At 70.3% G+C, this 17,429-nt stretch carries 17 protein-coding genes; 15 read left to right on the plus strand and 2 right to left on the minus strand.

Annotated elements, in window-relative coordinates:
- Window positions 1–119 precede the first annotated feature (119 nt).
- A complete protein-coding gene (locus CIK71_RS14270; RefSeq protein ID WP_096166343.1) occupies window positions 120–1,205 on the minus strand; it encodes an ABC transporter ATP-binding protein in 1,086 nt (361 codons plus the stop codon).
- A 489-nt stretch (window positions 1,206–1,694) separates the two neighbouring features.
- Here CIK71_RS14270 and CIK71_RS14275 point away from each other — a divergent pair, with 489 nt between their 5' ends.
- From CIK71_RS14275 to CIK71_RS14285, 3 genes are all read left to right on the plus strand, one after another.
- Window positions 1,695–2,720, plus strand: coding sequence for an integrase catalytic domain-containing protein (locus tag CIK71_RS14275; RefSeq protein WP_241964108.1), 1,026 nt, complete (start codon window positions 1,695–1,697; stop codon window positions 2,718–2,720).
- A 96-nt stretch (window positions 2,721–2,816) separates the two neighbouring features.
- On the plus strand, window positions 2,817–3,635 hold the full coding sequence (locus tag CIK71_RS14280; protein ID WP_096166344.1) for a peptide deformylase: 819 nt from the start codon (window positions 2,817–2,819) through the stop codon (window positions 3,633–3,635).
- A 95-nt stretch (window positions 3,636–3,730) separates the two neighbouring features.
- The gene (locus tag CIK71_RS14285; RefSeq protein WP_176485660.1) at window positions 3,731–4,471 is read left to right on the plus strand and encodes a hypothetical protein; all 741 of its coding nucleotides are present in this window, start codon (window positions 3,731–3,733) and stop codon (window positions 4,469–4,471) included.
- Window positions 4,472–4,643: 172 nt separating this feature from the next.
- Here the strand turns inward: CIK71_RS14285 and CIK71_RS14290 are convergent, their stop codons facing one another.
- Window positions 4,644–5,156, minus strand: a complete 513-nt coding sequence (locus CIK71_RS14290; protein WP_096166345.1) for an inorganic diphosphatase — start codon at window positions 5,154–5,156, stop codon at window positions 4,644–4,646.
- Between the two features lie 66 nt (window positions 5,157–5,222).
- Here CIK71_RS14290 and CIK71_RS14295 point away from each other — a divergent pair, with 66 nt between their 5' ends.
- The 12 genes from CIK71_RS14295 (at window position 5,223) to panC (ending at window position 17,413) form a co-directional block, all read left to right on the plus strand.
- Window positions 5,223–6,632: a D-alanyl-D-alanine carboxypeptidase/D-alanyl-D-alanine-endopeptidase gene (locus CIK71_RS14295; protein ID WP_096166346.1), complete on the plus strand. Its 1,410-nt coding sequence runs from the start codon at window positions 5,223–5,225 to the stop codon at window positions 6,630–6,632.
- Entirely contained in the window at window positions 6,632–7,729 is a 1,098-nt protein-coding gene (gene tilS, locus CIK71_RS14300; RefSeq protein ID WP_096166347.1) for a tRNA lysidine(34) synthetase TilS, read from the plus strand. The genes CIK71_RS14295 and tilS overlap by 1 nt, the downstream gene beginning before the upstream one ends.
- Window positions 7,730–7,773: 44 nt before the next feature.
- A complete protein-coding gene (gene hpt, locus CIK71_RS14305; protein WP_096166421.1) occupies window positions 7,774–8,328 on the plus strand; it encodes a hypoxanthine phosphoribosyltransferase in 555 nt (184 codons plus the stop codon).
- Between the two features lies 1 nt (window position 8,329).
- The gene (ftsH, locus tag CIK71_RS14310; RefSeq protein ID WP_096166348.1) at window positions 8,330–10,444 is read left to right on the plus strand and encodes an ATP-dependent zinc metalloprotease FtsH; all 2,115 of its coding nucleotides are present in this window, start codon (window positions 8,330–8,332) and stop codon (window positions 10,442–10,444) included.
- A gap of 1 nt (window position 10,445) precedes the next feature.
- Window positions 10,446–11,012: a GTP cyclohydrolase I FolE gene (gene folE, locus CIK71_RS14315; protein ID WP_096166349.1), complete on the plus strand. Its 567-nt coding sequence runs from the start codon at window positions 10,446–10,448 to the stop codon at window positions 11,010–11,012.
- A gap of 4 nt (window positions 11,013–11,016) precedes the next feature.
- A complete protein-coding gene (gene folP, locus CIK71_RS14320) occupies window positions 11,017–11,877 on the plus strand; it encodes a dihydropteroate synthase (RefSeq protein ID WP_096166350.1) in 861 nt (286 codons plus the stop codon).
- A complete protein-coding gene (folK, locus tag CIK71_RS14325) occupies window positions 11,874–12,818 on the plus strand; it encodes a 2-amino-4-hydroxy-6-hydroxymethyldihydropteridine diphosphokinase (protein ID WP_096166351.1) in 945 nt (314 codons plus the stop codon). Before folP ends, folK begins: the two co-directional genes overlap by 4 nt.
- Window positions 12,815–13,324, plus strand: a complete 510-nt coding sequence (locus CIK71_RS14330; protein WP_096166352.1) for a DUF3180 domain-containing protein — start codon at window positions 12,815–12,817, stop codon at window positions 13,322–13,324. Before folK ends, CIK71_RS14330 begins: the two co-directional genes overlap by 4 nt.
- A gap of 105 nt (window positions 13,325–13,429) precedes the next feature.
- Entirely contained in the window at window positions 13,430–13,999 is a 570-nt protein-coding gene (locus tag CIK71_RS14335) for a PH domain-containing protein (RefSeq protein ID WP_096166353.1), read from the plus strand.
- On the plus strand, window positions 13,996–15,630 hold the full coding sequence (locus CIK71_RS14340; protein WP_245857591.1) for a PH domain-containing protein: 1,635 nt from the start codon (window positions 13,996–13,998) through the stop codon (window positions 15,628–15,630). The genes CIK71_RS14335 and CIK71_RS14340 overlap by 4 nt, the downstream gene beginning before the upstream one ends.
- Complete coding sequence (locus tag CIK71_RS14345) at window positions 15,627–16,529, plus strand: Rossmann-like and DUF2520 domain-containing protein (RefSeq protein ID WP_096166354.1); 903 nt, start codon at window positions 15,627–15,629, stop codon at window positions 16,527–16,529. Before CIK71_RS14340 ends, CIK71_RS14345 begins: the two co-directional genes overlap by 4 nt.
- On the plus strand, window positions 16,526–17,413 hold the full coding sequence (gene panC / locus CIK71_RS14350) for a pantoate--beta-alanine ligase (RefSeq protein WP_096166355.1): 888 nt from the start codon (window positions 16,526–16,528) through the stop codon (window positions 17,411–17,413). Before CIK71_RS14345 ends, panC begins: the two co-directional genes overlap by 4 nt.
- Window positions 17,414–17,429 lie beyond the last annotated feature (16 nt).

Consider the following 17,429-nt stretch of genomic DNA (forward strand, 5'->3'; position numbering starts at 1 on the left):
ACGCTGCCGGCTCCGCATCCGTTCCCCGGATCACATCGCGCGGGAGGTCGCGTCCCGTGGATACGGCGACGGGCGCCCGGCAGGAGCCGGACGCCCGTCGCACGGTGCTGCGGGGAGGATCAGTCGCCCAGGCGCTGACCGTTCTTCGCATCGAAGAGGTGGATGTGACCCTCGGCCGGACGGAAGTGGACGGTCTCGCCCTTGACCGGGGGACGACGGGCGTCGACTCGTGCGATGAACGGCTTGTCCGTCTCGTCCGCACCCTCGCGGCGACCGTAGATGAACGCGTCGGCGCCGAGCTCCTCGACGAGGTCGACCTCGATCGCGATGCCCTGGTTGTCGGAGACCAGCTCGAGGTCCTCGGGGCGGACGCCCACGGTGACCGAGGTCTCGTCCGTCTCGGAGAGCGTGGAGCGATCCACGGGCACCACGGCGCCGCCGAACTCCACTCCCTGATCGGTGAGCTTCGTGTCGAACAGGTTCATGGCGGGGGAGCCGATGAAGCCGGCGACGAAGACGTTGTTCGGGTGGTCGTACATGCGGCGCGGGGAGTCCAGCTGCTGCAGGACGCCGTGGTCGAGGACCGCGACGCGGTCACCCATCGTCATCGCCTCGGTCTGGTCGTGGGTCACGTAGACCGTGGTGACGCCGAGGCGACGCTGCAGCGACGCGATCTGGGTACGGGTCGCCACACGCAGCTTGGCGTCGAGGTTGGACAGCGGCTCGTCCATGAGGAACACCTGGGGCGAACGCACGATCGCACGACCCATGGCGACACGCTGACGCTGACCGCCCGAGAGCGCCTTCGGCTTGCGGTCGAGGTACTCGCTGAGGTCCAGGATCGCGGCGGCGTCCTCGACGCGCTTGCGGATCTCGGCCTTGGGGGTGCCGGCGATCTTCAGGGCGAAGCCCATGTTGTCGGCGACCGTCATGTGCGGGTACAGAGCGTAGTTCTGGAACACCATCGCGATGTCGCGGTCCTTCGGCGGCACGTCCGTGACGTCGCGGTCGCCGATGAGGATGCGGCCGGCGTCGATCTCCTCGAGCCCGGCCAGCATGCGCAGGGCGGTCGACTTGCCGGAGCCCGACGGGCCGACGAGGACGAGGAACTCGCTGTCGCCGACCTCGATGTTGAGGTTGTCGACGGCCGGGCGCTCCTGGCCCGGGTAGACGCGCGAGGCGTTGTCGAAAGTCACTGTTGCCATGGTGGTGCTCCTTCACCGGCAGGTACGTGCCGGACGGTCCGTTGTGAAGTGATGGTCACCGGTCTCGATCGCCCCTCGCGAAGAGGTGCTCCCTTGCACCGGCGAGGTGAGTGTATCCCATCTCTCATCTGCCGGAAAACCCTCGCGTTGACTCACGAGAAATGCCCGCGAAACGGTTTCGTTGCCTCATGAGAGGGATGCCCGCGTAGGTCGGCGTGTCCTGGGCCGTGGCAGCGTCCGGCGGGCCGAGCGTGAGGCATGGGACTGACAATGGCGCAGAGGCAGGCGGTCACCCGGCAGGTCGCGATCCGGTATCGGGCGGCGTCCAAGACCGCGAAAACGGTGATCTTGGACGAGTTGTGCGCGACGACGGGCTGGCATCGTGATCACGCCCGTAAGGCGCTGCGGCGGGCGTTGGGGCCGCGCCCTGCAGGGCGCACGAGACGGAGGCTGGCGACGCCCCGGCCGCCGAAGTACGGCCCTGACGTGATGGCAGCGCTGCGGAAGGTGTGGGCGGTGATGGGCGCTCCGGCGGGCAAGCGGATGGCGCCGTTCATGGGCGAGATCGTGGAGCGGCTGCGGGCGTGCGGCGAGCTCGACCTCAGCGACGAGACCGCTGCGCTGCTGTGTTCGATGTCGGCAGCCACGATGGATCGCCGGCTCGCCCCGGACCGGAAGAAGCTCCAGATCAGGGGCCGTTCGGGTACGAAGCCCGGCACGTTGCTGAAGTCGCAGATCCCGATCCGGACCTGGGCGGAGTGGAACGAGGCCGAGCCCGGGTTCGTCGAGATCGACTGCGTCGGCCACGAGGGCGGAGACCCCTCTGGGGACTTCTGCCAGACCCTGACGGTCACCGATATCCACACCGGCTGGACAGAGACCGCGGCAGTGCGGAACAAGGCCCAGAAGTGGGTGTTCGCGGCGCTGGTCGAGCTTTCCGCGAGGTTCCCGTTTACGGTCAAGGGGATCGACTCGGACAACGGGTCGGAGTTCATCAACAGCCATCTGCTGCGCTACTGCCAGGGGCAGAAGATCACCTTCACTCGGTCGCGGTCGGGCAACAAGAACGACGGCGCGCACGTGGAGGAGAAGAACTGGTCGGTGGTCCGCAAGACCGTCGGCTACTACCGCTACGACACCGCTGCCGAGCTCGAGCTGCTCGGGCAGATCTACGAGGTGCTGCGGTGGCAGACGAACTTCTTCTCGCCCAGCCAGAAGCTGATCTCCAAGACCAGATACGGCGCGAAAGTCACCAAGCGCTACGACCCCGCGCAGACGCCCTACCAGCGGGTTCTGTCCAGCGAGAAGGTCTCGAAGAAGTCCAAGACCACGCTGACGCGTCAGTACCGCACGCTGAACCCGGCCCAGCTGCGCCGCGATCTGCTCGACCTCCAAGACCAGCTCCTAGACCTCGTCCGCGCCAAGCACCAACCGACCCGCCTGCCGGTCACCCCGCCGACCGCTTCGCGGGCAAAAACGAGTGAGGCAACGAAGAAGACCAAGCGGGCATCTTGACATGAGGCAACAGGACCCTGTCCGGTCCCGTGTCGACGGAAGGGCGAGCACGGAGCCGCAGCGGTGCGGCGTGGTCCGCTGCGGGATACTGGGGGAGTGGATATCACTGAGCTCACCCGGAAGATCCTCGACCGGCGCGCGAAGGACGGTGACCCGCTGCGCATCGTCCAGGCGGGTCATCCCGCCCTGCGCCGCACCTCCCTCTCCGCACGCGGGCGACTGGCCCCCGAGCTGCTGCTGGAGCTGGTCGACGCGATGACGGTCACCATGCGCGATGCTCCTGGCGTCGGGCTCGCCGCACCGCAGGTCGGGCTGCCTCTGTCGCTGTACGTCATCGAGGATCGCGTGCGCGCCGCGGCAGGCGTCGGGTCCGAGGAGGAACAGCACGGGGAGGATGGGGAGCACGGGGAGAACGGGGACGACGCGCCGGATCAGCCCCACGAGTCCCACGGTCGCCGCGCGGTCGACGACACCGACGAGCTCGACGACCTCGAGGAGCGCGATGCCGAGGACGATCTGCTCGAGCGTCGGCCCGTTCCCCTCCGTGCGCTGCTGGACCCACAGGTCACGCTGTTGGGCACCGAGCGCGTCTACGCATGGGAGGGATGCCTGTCGGTCGACGGCTGGCAGTCCATCGTGCCGAGGTCCCGCCGGGTGCGGGTGCAGGCCCTGGAGCTGCTGCCGGGCGGTGAGCTGCGCGAGATCGACGAGGAGCACGTGGGCTGGCCGGCACGGATCCTCCAGCACGAGACCGACCATCTGGCCGGGACCCTCTGCCACGACCTGATGGTCCCGCGCTCGTACATCGAGTCCGGGTACGCGCCGTACTACGCGGACCTGGGGGAGGCGGTGCGTCGCCTCGGCCTGAGCGGGGAGATCGCCGAGCTCGGCGAGGGCGAGGTCATCGCTCGCTGAGACCGCGCCCAGAGCAGCGACGGAGGCGTGCTGCCAGGCGGGGGCGGTAGCTTGTCCCTGTTCACGACATGCATGACACGAGATGAGGGGAGCCGATGGTGAGCTCGGATGACCAGAACACACCGCAGAGCGGAGAGCTCGAGGACGGCGACGTCCGCGAGCAGCTCGACGAGCGCTGGCTGTCGGTGATCGATGGCGCCATGAAGGTGCAGGCACCGCTCGCGCGTCGTTATGTCGAGGGTCTGCGCGCCAAGCACCCGGAGGCCACCGACCGGCAGCTGCTGGAGAAGGTCACCGGACGCTTCTCCTCCCTGATGACGCTGACCGGTGCGGGCATCGGCGGGGTCGCGGCGCTGCCGGGTCTCGGCACGGCCGCTGCCCTGGGGCTGACGGTGGGCGAGGGCATCTCCTTCGCGGAGGCCTGCGCGTTCCTCACCCTCGCCGCGGCGGACATCCACGGTGTCGACATGTCGGACCGCAGCACCCGACGCCTGGTGCTCATGGGCGTGCTCAGCGGTGACCGCGGCGCCGAGATCATCGCCAAGGCGATGGGCAAGCAGGGCCTGCAGTGGAACGCGGTGCTCGGCGGGGGCGGCGGCTTCCTGCCCGGTCTGGTGAGCAAGCAGATCTCGAAGTACGTGCGGCGTCGGGTGTTCGCCCGCACCGGGAAGCTGTGGCTCGGGCGTCTGCTGCCCTTCGGTGTCGGCGCGGTCATCGGTGGCTTCGGCGCTCGGGCGGTCTCCCGCTCCGTGGTCGAGGCGATGCTGGAGATCTTCTCCCAGGCACCCACGCTCGAGGGCGAGCTCGCCGGGGACGGCCCCGCGCTCGAGGGCTGAGTCCCGCCGGGACGTCGGGCGGCGCTCGCGGTGAGCGGGTGCGCGGATGACCGTGCACCGACGCCGACGCGCAGGCGACGAACACAGACGCCGACGCGCAGATGACGAAGGAGGGGCGCCCCTCCTTCGTCATGCCGGTCCGCTCCGCAGGCGAGGTCCGGGCGATGCGGACTCAGACCTCCTGTGTGAAGTCGTTCTCATGCTCCGTGCCGACGGCACGCTGGTAGGACTGACGGATCTCGGCCTCCGCGTCGCTGCGGCCCTCCCAGTGCGCGCCCTCGACGCTCTTGCCCGGCTCGAGGTCCTTGTAGACCTCGAAGAAGTGCTGGATCTCCAGCCGATGGAACTCCGAGACATCCGTGAGCTCCTGGCGGCGCACCTGTCGCCGGTCGCCGACCGGGACCGCGACGATCTTGTCGTCGCCGCCGGCCTCGTCCCGCATGCGGAACATGCCGAGGGCACGGCAGCGGATCAGGCATCCCGGGAACGTGGGCTCCTCGAGCAGCACGAGGCAGTCCAGGGGGTCCCCGTCCTCACCGAGGGTGCCTTCGATGAACCCGTAGTCATCGGGATAGCGAGTGGCGGTGAACAGCATCCGGTCCAGGCGGATCCGCCCGTTGTGGTGGTCCACCTCGTACTTGTTCCGGTTCCCGCGAGGGATCTCGATGGTTACGTCGAATTCCACGACAGCCGCTCCGTTGCTCCGGCCCTGTGGGCACTGGTTCTGACCGGGACACCATATCGTGGGGGCATGGTGGGACGAGTACCCGAGCGGGTGTGGCGCACGACGGCGATCGTGCTGTGCGCCGCCGTGCCCGCGAGCTTCTATCTGATCGGGGATCTCACCGACGCCTTCCCGGGGGTGCTCACGATCAGCTCCGAGCAGGAGGGCCCCGAGGCGGGCCCGCGTGCGCAGGCAGAGGACTGGGACCGTGTCCCCGCCGCCGCGCCAGGGCCTGACGTGGCACCGGAGGTCGACCCCACCAGCAGTGCTGACCTGGAAGAACGCATGTCCGCGCATGCTGGGGACCCCGTGGTGGACGACGGGCTCGCCTTCAGCGTGGTCGACGTCGAGACCGGCGAGGTCATCGCCGCACGGGATGCTGACGCCGCACGGGTCCCCGCCTCGACCCTCAAGCTGCTCACCGCCGCCGCTGTGCTGCGCCTGTACACCGGGGACGAGGTGCTGACCACCCGCGCGACCGTCGAGGACGGACTCATCACTCTCCAGGGCGGTGGTGACATGACTCTCACCGATGCCGACCTGCGCGACCTCGCGACCCAGGCGGCGCAGCTCGCCACCGACCAGGGCACCGAGGAGGTCTCGCTCGCGCTGGACACCAGCTATCTCAGCGGCGGCGCGAACCCTGCTTGGGGCAGCAACGGCACAGCGGGCGGGTGGGTCACGCCCACCGCCACGCTCGCCCTGGACGAAGGCTGGCTGGACGGCGAGCAGTACGGACCCAAGTCGACCGACCCGGAGGGGGACGTCGCCCGGCGTTTCGTGGAGCTGCTCGAGGAGCAGGGGCTCACGGTGACCGGGAAGGTCACGTCGGCCGACGCGCCGACTGAGGCGCCGAGCGTCGAGGTGCATTCCGCTCCGCTCTCCGAGATCGTGCAGCACACGCTCCTGATCTCCGACAACACCACCGCCGAGCTGCTGGCCCACCTCGTCGCGGCCGCTCGCGGCGACGAGACCACTACGGAGGGGGCTGCCGCTGCGGTCGAGGCCGAGGTGCGCGACCTCGCCACCGAAGCCGGAGTCCCCGCGGAGGATCTCGAGGCGCTCACGATCCGTGACGGGTCCGGGCTCTCGACGGAGGACCGGGTCCCGCCGGCCCTGTTCTCCGCAGTGCTCGCCCAGGCATCCTCGCCCGAGGAGCCTGTCCTGCAGCAGATCCTGTTCGACGTCCCGATCGCCGGGCTCAGCGGAACCCTCGCCGACAGGTTCGGCGACCAGGACGTCAGCGACGCCCGCGGCCTGGTGCGAGGCAAGACCGGATATCTCGGAGGCTCCTCCACCCTGGCCGGCACCGTCGTGCTGGCGGACGGACGCACCGCCGGCTTCTCGATCGTGGTGCACGGCTTCGACGGCGCCGACGCCGACGCAGCCCGCGCCGCGGTCGACGACGTCGCCGCAGAGATGGTCAGGGGTTCCTGATGGCCGGACCGCCCCCGGTCGTCGCCCGCGGCAGGACCGCGGTGCGCGGCGCGCTCGCCCAGCGGCTCGAGACGCTCGCGGACGACACCGCCGTGGGCAGGCTCGCGCCCCGCGTGGTCGTGGGTCTCAGCGGGGGAGCGGACTCGCTCGCGCTGCTGGCGACGACGGTCTGGGTGGCGTCACGCATGGGGCTGGAGTGCGAGGCGGCGATCGTGGACCACGGGCTCCAGGACGAGTCCTCCTCCGTCGCCGAGCGTGCCCGGGCCCAGGCCGAACGGCTGGGGGCGACGGCCCACGTGCTGCGGGTGGGGGTGGACCCCGACGCTCCCGGCGGGCTCGAGAACGCGGCGCGCGATGCCCGTCATGCCGCGCTGGACGCACTGCTCGAGGATCGAGGCGCCCTCGCCCTCCTGCTCGGCCACACCCTCGATGACCAGGCCGAGCAGGTGCTGATGGGCCTGGCACGCGGTGCTGGGCCGCGGGCGCTGGCAGGGATCCCGCGCTCTCGCGACGCGCTGCTGCGGCCGTTCCTCGGCACCGGCCGCGACGAGTCCACGGCGCTGCGCCGGGAGGACACCGAGGAGATCTGCCGCCTCCATGACCTGGAGTGGTGGGAGGACCCGATGAACGCGGACGAGTCGATGCTCCGCGCCCGGGTGCGGCATCGGGCGCTCCCGCTGCTGCGGGAGGTCCTCGGCGAGCAGGTCGATGTGAACCTCGCCCGCACCGCCGACCTCCTCCGCCCCGACGTCGACCATCTCGACGCCGAAGCGCACGACCTGCTGGATTCGCTGGTCCGGGACGGCGGCGAGCAGCGTGAGGAGGAGGACCTCCTGCTCCTGGACGTCCATGCTCTGGCCGTCGCTCCCGCCGCACTGCGCACCCGCGTGCTGCGGGACGCCTCGCGGCGGGCTCGGCACCTCTGCGAGGAGGAGACGGAACGCGCCGGGTCCACCAAGTCGCTGCTGCGCCGGCAGGTGCTCACGATCGACGCTCTGGTGGTCTCATGGCATGGTCAGGCAGCAGTACCCGTACCGGGTAGGATCGAGGTCGCTCGCCGCGACGGCCTGTTGGTGTGGCGCCGTACGGATCCGTGAGCCGCGGCGGACGCACCCCACCACGTTCCCTGGAGGAGATCCGCGTGCCCCAGACGCACCACCATCCCGATGTCGAACGGATTCTGCTGGATGAGCAGCAGATCCGCGAGAAGGTCACCGAGCTCGGTGAGCAGATCGCCGCGGACTACGCGGACGAACCGCCGATCCTCGTGGGTGTCCTCAAGGGTGCGGTGATGGTGATGGCCGATCTCGCCCGTTCGATCCCGCTGGACGTCGAGATGGACTGGATGGCGGTCTCCTCCTACGGCTCGGGCACGAAGTCCTCCGGCGTCGTGCGGATCCTCAAGGATCTCTCCGCCGACATCGACGGGCGCCGCGTGCTGATCGTCGAGGACATCATCGACTCGGGCCTGACCTTGAAGTGGCTGCTGTCGAACCTCCGTTCGCGCGGCCCCAAGAGCGTCGAGATCTGCACCCTCCTGCGCAAGCCGGAGGCGGCGCGGGTGGAGATCGACGTGAAGTACGTCGGCTTCGACATTCCCAACGAGTTCGTGATCGGCTACGGACTCGACTTCTCGGAGGCCTACCGGAACCTCCCCTACGTGGGCGTGCTCAAGCGCTCGGTCTACGAGGACTGATATGGCGGACACCTCCTCCAAGCAGAAGAACACCAAGGGCAGGAAGCGCCGCCCGTTCACGTCGGTGGCGATCTGGATCCTGGTGGCACTGCTGCTGGGCATGGCCCTGTTCTCGCTGTTCGGCCGCGACGGCTACCAGGAGATCGACACCCAGCAGGGTCTCGAGCTGCTCGAGGGCGGCACCGTCGAGCAGGCCAAGATCATCGACGGCAACCAGCAGCGCGTGGACCTCGTCCTGACCGAGGACTTCGTCGACGGCGATGACGACAAGGGCAAGCAGGTCCGCTTCTCGTACGTCAATGCCCGCGGCGCCGATGTCGTGCAGGCGGTCGAGAACGCGGCGCCCGAGAAGGGCTACACCGACGAGATCGCGTCGAGCTCGTGGTGGTCCACCCTGCTGCTGTCGTTCCTCCCGCTCGTGCTCCTGATCGCCGTGTTCTGGTTCCTGATCATGAACGCCCAGGGCGGCGGCGGCAAGGCCATGCAGTTCGGCAAGTCCAAGGCGAAGCTGTTCAACAAGGAGGCCCCCAAGGTCACCTTCGCGGACGTCGCCGGCGCCGAGGAGGCCGTCGAGGAGCTCGACGAGATCAAGCAGTTCCTCGTCGACCCGGGCCGGTACCAGGCCGTGGGCGCCAAGATCCCCAAGGGCGTGCTGCTGTACGGCCCTCCCGGCACCGGCAAGACCCTTCTGGCCAAGGCCGTCGCCGGCGAGGCCAACGTGCCCTTCTACTCGATCTCGGGCTCGGACTTCGTGGAGATGTTCGTGGGCGTCGGCGCCAGCCGCGTGCGCGATCTGTTCTCGACCGCGAAGGAGAACGCCCCGGCGATCATCTTCATCGACGAGATCGACGCTGTCGGCCGTCATCGCGGCGCCGGCATGGGCGGCGGCCACGACGAGCGCGAGCAGACCCTGAACCAGATGCTGGTGGAGATGGACGGGTTCGAGGAGAACCAGAACGTCATCCTCATCGCCGCCACCAACCGCGTGGACATCCTGGATCCCGCCCTCCTGCGCCCGGGGCGGTTCGACCGTCAGATCGGGGTGGAGGCCCCTGACCTCAAGGGCCGCCTGCACATCCTCGGCGTGCACGCCAAGGGCAAGCCGCTCGCGCACGACGTCGACCTCGAGGCCGTCGCCAAGCGCACCATCGGCATGTCCGGCGCAGACCTCGCCAACGTGCTCAACGAGGCCGCGCTGCTGACCGCCCGCTCGGGCAATCAGATCATCGACGACCGTGCTCTGGACGAGGCCATCGACCGCGTGTCCATGGGACCACAGCGCTATTCGAAGGTGATGTCCGATCGCGAGCGCCAGATGACGGCCTACCACGAGGGTGGTCACGCCCTGGTGGCCGCGGCGATGAACAACTCCGCGCCCGTCACCAAGGTGACGATCCTGCCGCGCGGGCGTGCTGGCGGCTACACCATGGTGGTGCCCACCCAGGACCGCAACTACCAGTCGCGCAACGAGCTGCTGGACCGCCTCGCCTACGCGATGGGCGGCTATGCCGTGGAGGAGAGCATCTTCCATGACGTCACCACCGGACCCAGCTCCGACCTGCAGAACGCCACGAAGATCGCCCGCACGATGGTCATGCAGCTCGGTATGAGCGACGCCGTCGGCCAGGTCGCCCTCGCGGGCGAGCAGGACGAGGTCTTCGTGGGCATGCAGCAGGGGCAGGCGCCCCGCTTCAGCGCCGAGACCGCGAGCGTGATCGACCAGGAGGTGCGCCTGCTCCTGGACAATGCGCTGGACGAGGCCTGGTCGGTGATCGTGGAGAACCGTCACGTCCTCGATCGCCTGGTGGAGGAGCTGCTCGAGAAGGAGACCCTGAACGAGCGCGAGCTCTCGGCGATCTTCTCCGACGTCACCAAGCGCCCGCTGCGCGAGGTGTGGCAGTCCAGCCAGGAACGGCCCGCTCTGGCGGCGCCCCAGGCCGGTGCGGCCACGACGGCGACCGGTGCCGAGTCGCATGACGCGGGCGAGCCCCTGCAGCCGAATCCGCCCGAGCTCCCGCATCCCGGAGGGGACGGCCCCGAGATCCCCGGCGCCCCGCACGGCGACGGCACGGGCGAGGGCTACGGCTACGACGGCGGCCCCGGGACGGGGCGCTGAGATGGCCGTCGATCACGCACGGGTGGAGGCGGCCGTCCGGGAGATCCTCGCCGGCATCGGCGAGGATCCGGACCGGGACGGGCTGCTGGACACCCCGGCACGGGTGGCGCGCATGTACTCCGAGGTCTTCGAAGGCCTGGGCCAGGATGCCCACGAGCCGCTGTCGACCACCTTCGACATCGACCACCAGGAGCTCGTCCTGGTGCGCGACATCCGCTTCCACTCGATGTGCGAGCACCACCTGCTGCCGTTCATGGGAACCGCCCACGTCGGGTACATCCCCGACGGCGGGACCGTCACCGGGCTGAGCAAGCTCGCGCGTCTGGTGAATGTCTATGCGCGCCGTCCGCAGGTGCAGGAGCGTCTCACCTTCCAGATCGCCGACGCGCTGATGAGCGAGCTGGGCGCGGCAGGTGCGATCGTCGTCATCGAGGCCGAGCACATGTGCATGTCGATGCGCGGGGTGCGGGCCGAGGGCGCGCGCACCGTCACCAGCGCCGTGCGAGGCATGCTGCGCGAGAGCTCGAGCACCCGGGCCGAGGCCATGAGCCTCATCAACCGGGCGTGATCGCATGAGCTCCACCGCCCGACTGCGCCCGGCGGGCCTCCCTGACTCGCTCGAGTCGGAGGAGACCCTCGTGATGGGTGTGCTGAACGTGACGCCCGATTCGTTCTCCGACGGCGGCGAGCACTTCGCGACGGACGACGCCCTCGCCCACGGCCGCTTGTTGGCGTCCCAGGGTGCGGCGATCATCGACGTGGGCGGCGAGTCCACCCGACCGGGCGCTCCCCGGGTCGATGAGGACGAGGAGCTGCGGCGCGTGATCCCCGTGCTCCGCGGCCTGGCCGATGAGGGCATCGTGACCAGCGTGGACACCATGCGCGCTTCCGTGGCCGTCGCGAGCGTCGAGGCCGGCGCGCTCATCGTCAACGATGTCTCGGCCGGTCGTGCCGATGAGGACATGGGCAGCGAGGTCGCCGGACTGCGCACGGTGCGCGGGACGCCCCCGGTGTTCATCGCGATGCACTGGCGCGGGCACAGCGACGTCATGAACGAGCTGGCCGTCTACGACGACGCCTCCCGCGACAGCGCGACGGAGCTCGAGGACCGCCTGATCGCGCTGCGCGAGGCCGGCGTCGAGGACCGCTTCCTGGTGGCCGATCCCGGACTCGGCTTCTCCAAGACAGGCGAGCAGAACTGGGACGTGCTCGCCGACTGGGACGGCATCGCATCCCACGGGCTGCCGATCCTCATCGGCGCCTCCCGCAAGCGCTTCGTGAGCTCCCTGGGCGTGGACCGCGATGCAGCGACCGCCGCGATCAGCGCCTACAGCGCGGAGCGCGGCGCCTGGGCGGTGCGAGTGCACGACGTCCCCTCCTCCCTCGCCGCGGTCCGCGTCGGCGACAGACTGCGCCGGAGCGCCCGCCGATGAGCACAGCGCACGACAGCACCCACAGCACCCCCCACCGCGCGGACTCCCCGCGCACGCCCGGCGTCCTCGATCTGATCGAGGTGACCGGGATCAGGGCCTGGGGCCGCCACGGTGTGCTCAGCCAGGAGAAGGATCTCGGCCAGCAGTTCGTGGTCGACGTGAGGCTGCACCTGTCCACGGAGCCGGCCGGCCGCACCGATGCGCTCGCGCGCACCGTGAACTACGCCGAGGTCGCTGCCGCCGTCCACGAGGAGATCGGCACCGGCTCCTACGACCTGGTGGAGGCTCTCGCCGAGCGGATCGCGTCCCGGATCCTCACCGAGACGGGCCATCCTCTGGTGCGTCGGGTCGACGTGACGGTGCACAAGCCCTCCGCCCCCGTCGGCCTGCCGGTGGGCGATGTCGCCGTCACGATCACGCGGGACGCGGCACCGGTGGACGCGGTCCTCGCGCTCGGCACCAACCTCGGAGACCGCGAGGCGCACCTCGCCCGGGCGCTCGAGCTGCTCAGCACGACGGACGGCATCGAGGTGGCCTGGACCGGGCCCGTGCTGGAGACCGCCCCCGTGGGAGGGCCCGAGGGCCAGGAGGCCTTCCTGAACTCGGTCATCGGGGTGAGCACGGTGCTGGGTCCGTTCGAGCTGCTCGACGCCGCCCGCCGAGCCGAGCGCGATGCGCACCGGGAGCGCCTGGTCCGCTGGGGCCCGCGCACGCTGGACGTCGACGTCATCACCTACGGCACCAGTCTCAGCGACGACGAGGAGCTGACCCTTCCGCACCCGCGCGCCCACGAGCGTGCCTTCGTGCTGGCCCCCTGGCACGCCGCCCGCGCGGAGGCGGCGCTGCCCGGCCGCGGGCCGGTCTCCGATCTCCTGGAGCTGGCCGCGGACCGCGACGGTCTGCGCGCGGGCCCGACGATCCCGGGATTCGACCGTCCGTGAGACCTCTCAACGTGCCGATCCTCCTGCTGATCCTCGTGGTCGGCGCAGGTTTCGGCGCCCAACTGCTCGAGACCCTCTCCACCCGCGGATACACCCTCCCGATCGCCGGATGGCTGACCACCCTGGTGCTGCTCATCCTGGCCGGGGTGCTGCTGATCTACGGGATCCCGCTGCGCCGGTACATGCTCGAGAGCGAGGAGCGGCGAACGCATCCGAGCCTGGCTCCGCGTCGGCACCAGATCGATCTGCCCACGGCGTTCCGCACCGTCCTGCTCGCGCGGGCCTGCGCCTACACCGGAGCGGTGGTCGGAGGGATCTTCACCGGGCAGGCGCTGTTCCTGCTCGTCACCGGCACCGGGGACCTGCTCGGTGCCACCCTGCCCACGGGCACGGCCGCGGTGGCCGGGCTCGCCCTCGGCGTGCTCGGCGTGGTCGTCGAGCGCTGGGGTCAGCTGCCCCCGGACGACGGCGAGGGCTCCGGCGAGGAGGCCGGCGCGAGCCGCTGACTCCCGGTGCGCTCCGTGGGTCGACGTGACCTCCGACGTTCGGCGGGGGTGTCCGTCCACCCTCGGCGAAGCGCCGTCGCGGCATGAAGTGACACGATGGCTCCCATGACTTCCGCGCCCGAACCTCCCGAGCGATCAGCCCACCCTCTGCACGTCGTCCCCGACGAGCCGGAGATCCAACGTGCACCAGGGGCCCGGCTCGGCGCCGACGGCCTGCGCACCGTCTCGCCACGGCTGGTGCCCGCACGCTACGTCGCGTCGATCGTGGGCTATGCGATCTGGGTGCTCATGATCGCCGGAGCGATCGTCGCCGCGGCGCTGACCGGTTGGTGGTGGCTCTCCTTGATCGGACTGGTCCCGCTGGTCATCCTGCTGCAGAGCATCCTGCTCACCCCGCGTCGGGTGCGGGCGATCGGATACCTCGACGCGGAGGAGGACCTCACGATCGCCAGCGGCATCATGTTCCGCAAGGTGCAGACGATCCCGTACGGGCGCGTGCAGTCGGTGAAGATCGACGAGGGCCCGGTGGATCGCCGGTACGGCCTCGCGAAGCTCACCGTGACCACTGCCGCCGCCGTCTCCAGCGTCGTGCTGCCGGGCCTGCCCAAGCAGGAGGCCGAACGGCTGCGGGCGATGCTGACCGAGCGCGGCATCGAGACCATGGCCGCCCTGTGAACACGCCCGACGCAGTGAACCCTTCGGAGGCGGAGAACGGTCCCGAGGCGCCGAACGCCCCCGGCGCGGAGCGTGCCCCCGAGACGCCGCGCCGCCGCACCCATCCGATCACTCCTCTGGTGACCGGGTGGAAGATCGTGGTCGCCATCGTCGCCGTGGTCTCCGCGCAGAACATCGCCCGGCTCGTCAACGACTTCTCCGTGTCCAAGGCGCTCATCGGAGCCGGCGTGATCCTCGCCGCAGTCGTGATCGCCATCGTGCTGTCGGCGATCAGCTGGTGGTTCATGACCTATGCGGTCGATGAGGAGGGGGTGTCCCTGCATACCGGCGTGATCAGCAAATCGCGTGAGTACGCACCCCGGGCCCGCATCGAATCGGTCTCTGTCGAGCGCCCGCTGCTCGCCCGGCTGCTGGGGCTCGCGAAGGTGCGGGTCGAGATCGCCGGGGGCGGGGAGTCGTACCTCGACATCGAGTACGTGAAGTCCGCCGACGCCGAGCAGCTGCGTCAGCGCATCCTCGGCGTCGCCGCCCGTGCCCGGACTCCTGAGGGCGAGAGCCCTGATCAGTCGGAAGGGGCCGCGGCCGACGCCCCGCAGGCCGACCGCGACGCGGCGCACCGGACCGAGGGGACCCACGAGACCAGTACGGTCGACGGCACCGGCGAGGACGCGCCGGGAGCGCTGCAGAAGCTCCTCTACGACGGGGTGACCGACGGCGACATGATCGCCACGATCCCCACCGGTCGGCTGGTGCGCTCGCTCGTGCGCGATCTGGGATTCCTCGTCGGCATCGTCATGAGCATCCTCGGGCTGGGCGTGGCGATCGGGCTCGGGATCTGGACGGACGGCTTCTCCTTCGCGATGATCATCGCCCTGGCCCCGGCAGCGTTCACAGTGCTGAAGTACGTCTTCGGCAAGATCGAATCCGGGTGGGGCTTCGTCTCCCGGGACACCGACCGCGGCCTGCGCATGCGCCGCGGCCTGGCCAACACCCGCACCGACAACATCGCCTCGGGACGCGTCCAGCGCTTCTCGGTCCGTCGGCCGCTGCTGTGGCGCACACCCGACTGGACGGCGGTGACCGTGACGGTCGCCGGTATCGATGACGATGACGAGAACGGTGCCCAGAGCGTGCTGCCCGTCGGCACGCGCGAGGAGCTCGGCGCCACGCTCGGCCACCTCGCGGCCCCGCTGGGGACCGACGACGACCTCGCCGCCCTCGAGCACCTGCTCACCGCGAAGGCGCGGGAGATCCACGGGATCCGGACCCCCGCCCGGCTGTTCTGGATCTCCCGACGCACGGACGTCACCGTGCTGCTTCCCGGCGCGCTGATCCATCGCAGCGGCATCCTGACCAGGACCGTGGAGATCGTGCCCCGCGAACGGATCCAGCAGACCACGCTCAGCGAAGGTCCGCTCAGCCGTCGGCTCGGTGTGCTCGACCTCGCGGTGCACGTGGCGGGGGAGGACCTGCACATCTCTGCGATCCCCCTGCAGGACGCCCTCGCCCTCCACGGGACCCTGGCCCGCGACGCACGGACGCTGCGCCGCTACCGGGATCGCGAGCAGTGGCCGCAGCCGATCCTCGGCCGATCCTCGACCGCTCCGCACGCGTCCCAGGAGGACCGATGAACGCACCCCGGCTCGGCATCGGCGTGATCGGGGCCGGCCGTGTCGGCGCGGTCCTGGCGGCGGCGCTGCGCGCCGAGGGCCACGCGATCACCGGTGCCTACGCGGTGTCCGACGCCTCTCGGGACCGGGCCGCGGACCTGCTGCCCGGGGTGCCCCTGCTCGGGGTGCCCGAGATCGTCGAACGCAGCGAGATGCTCCTGCTGGCCGTTCCCGATGACCAGCTGGGGCCCCTCGCCGCAGGCATCGCCGCGACCGGCCTCTCTCCCGGAGGGCAGCTCGCCGTGCACACCTCCGGGCTCCACGGCATCGAGGTGCTCGCACCGCTCGCCGAGGTCGGATGCGCGCCGCTGGCCATTCATCCGGCGATGACCTTCACCGGAACCCGGGCCGACCTGTCCCGGCTGATCGGCTGCCCGATGGCGATCACCGCAGCGGACACCTTCCTCCCCGTCGCGGGGGCGCTCGTGGTCGAGCTCGGAGGCGATCCGGAGGTGCTCGCCGAGGGCGACCGTCCGCTCTACCACGCCTCCCTCGCCCACGCCGCGAATCACCTGGTGGTGCTGGTGGATCAGGCGCGTGAGGCCCTCGCACGGATCGGCATCGCCGATCCTGGCGCCTATCTGCGGCCCTTGCTGGAGGCCTCGCTGGACGAGTCGCTGCGCCACGGCGCCCGCGCGCTCACCGGCCCCGTCATGCGCGGGGACGCGGGAACCGTCGCCACCCACCTCGAGGCGCTCGAGGACCTTGATACGACCGACGCCTCCGGAGTGCGCGGAGACACGACGGACACCTACCGCGCACTGGCGCTGGCCGCGCTGTCCCGTGCGAAGATCCCCGAGAGCAGCCGGGCCCGGATCCGCGGACTGCTCGAGGAGAACCCGCCCAGGGAGGACGCATGATCACGACACCGCAGGCCGCACGCCCTGCCGGCGACGGGCCGGACCGGACCACCACGCTGATCACCACCAAGACCGAGCTGCGCGCGCGGCGAGCCGAACTCGAGGGCACCGTCGCCGCGGTCTTCACCATGGGGGCGCTGCACGAGGGGCACCTGGCATTGGTCTCCCGCGCCAGGGAGCTCGCCGATCACGTGCTCCTCACCGACTTCGTCAATCCCCTGCAGTTCGGACCCGGCGAGGACTACGAGGCCTATCCCCGCGACCTCGACGCCGACCTCGCCGTCGTCGACGGCCTGGTCGACCTGGTCTTCGCCCCCGCCGTCGAGGAGATGTATCCGATGCTGCCGCCGACCGTCTCGGTGACTGCAGGACGGGCGGGCACGATCCTCGAGGGAGCCGCCCGTCCGGGACATTTCGACGGTGTGGTCACCGTCGTCACCAAGCTCCTGCAGCTGACCTCCCCGCAGCTGGCCGTCTTCGGACGCAAGGATGCCCAGCAGCTCGCGATCATCCAGCGGCTGGTCGCCGACCTCGATCTGCCGGTGCGGATCGAACCCGTCGAGATCCACCGGGAGGCGAGCGGACTGGCCCGCTCCAGCCGCAACGCCTACCTCTCCGATCAGGGCCGGGAGCAGGCCCTCGCCCTGTCCCGCACGATCGCTGCGGCCCGGGACGCAGCGCCCTCGGCAGCAGCCGTCCGCCGGGCGCTGGTCGCCGCCGTCGACCGGGCGGAGATCGACTGGGACTACGCCCTGGCGCTGGATCCCGCGACTCTCGAGGAGATCACCGCGGACCACCGGGGAGAGGTGCTCGTCGTGCTCGCCGGGCGCGTCGAGGACGTCAGACTGCTGGATGCGGCTGTGGTGGTGGCGACAGCGGACTGACCGGACCAGCAGATCC

Source organism: Brachybacterium alimentarium (genome assembly GCF_002332425.1).
GTDB classification, from domain to species: domain Bacteria; phylum Actinomycetota; class Actinomycetes; order Actinomycetales; family Dermabacteraceae; genus Brachybacterium; species Brachybacterium alimentarium.

Coding starts and splice junctions, on each gene's coding strand:
- CIK71_RS14270 (WP_096166343.1), bottom strand. CDS start 1,205: ATGGCAACAGTGACTTTCGACAACGCCTCGCGCGTCTACCCGGGCCAG.
- CIK71_RS14275 (WP_241964108.1), top strand. CDS start 1,695: ATGGCAGCGCTGCGGAAGGTGTGGGCGGTGATGGGCGCTCCGGCGGGC.
- CIK71_RS14285 (WP_176485660.1), top strand. CDS start 3,731: ATGGTGAGCTCGGATGACCAGAACACACCGCAGAGCGGAGAGCTCGAG.
- CIK71_RS14295 (WP_096166346.1), top strand. CDS start 5,223: ATGGTGGGACGAGTACCCGAGCGGGTGTGGCGCACGACGGCGATCGTG.
- tilS (WP_096166347.1), top strand. CDS start 6,632: ATGGCCGGACCGCCCCCGGTCGTCGCCCGCGGCAGGACCGCGGTGCGC.
- ftsH (WP_096166348.1), top strand. CDS start 8,330: ATGGCGGACACCTCCTCCAAGCAGAAGAACACCAAGGGCAGGAAGCGC.
- folE (WP_096166349.1), top strand. CDS start 10,446: ATGGCCGTCGATCACGCACGGGTGGAGGCGGCCGTCCGGGAGATCCTC.
- folP (WP_096166350.1), top strand. CDS start 11,017: ATGAGCTCCACCGCCCGACTGCGCCCGGCGGGCCTCCCTGACTCGCTC.
- folK (WP_096166351.1), top strand. CDS start 11,874: ATGAGCACAGCGCACGACAGCACCCACAGCACCCCCCACCGCGCGGAC.
- CIK71_RS14335 (WP_096166353.1), top strand. CDS start 13,430: ATGACTTCCGCGCCCGAACCTCCCGAGCGATCAGCCCACCCTCTGCAC.
- CIK71_RS14345 (WP_096166354.1), top strand. CDS start 15,627: ATGAACGCACCCCGGCTCGGCATCGGCGTGATCGGGGCCGGCCGTGTC.
- panC (WP_096166355.1), top strand. CDS start 16,526: ATGATCACGACACCGCAGGCCGCACGCCCTGCCGGCGACGGGCCGGAC.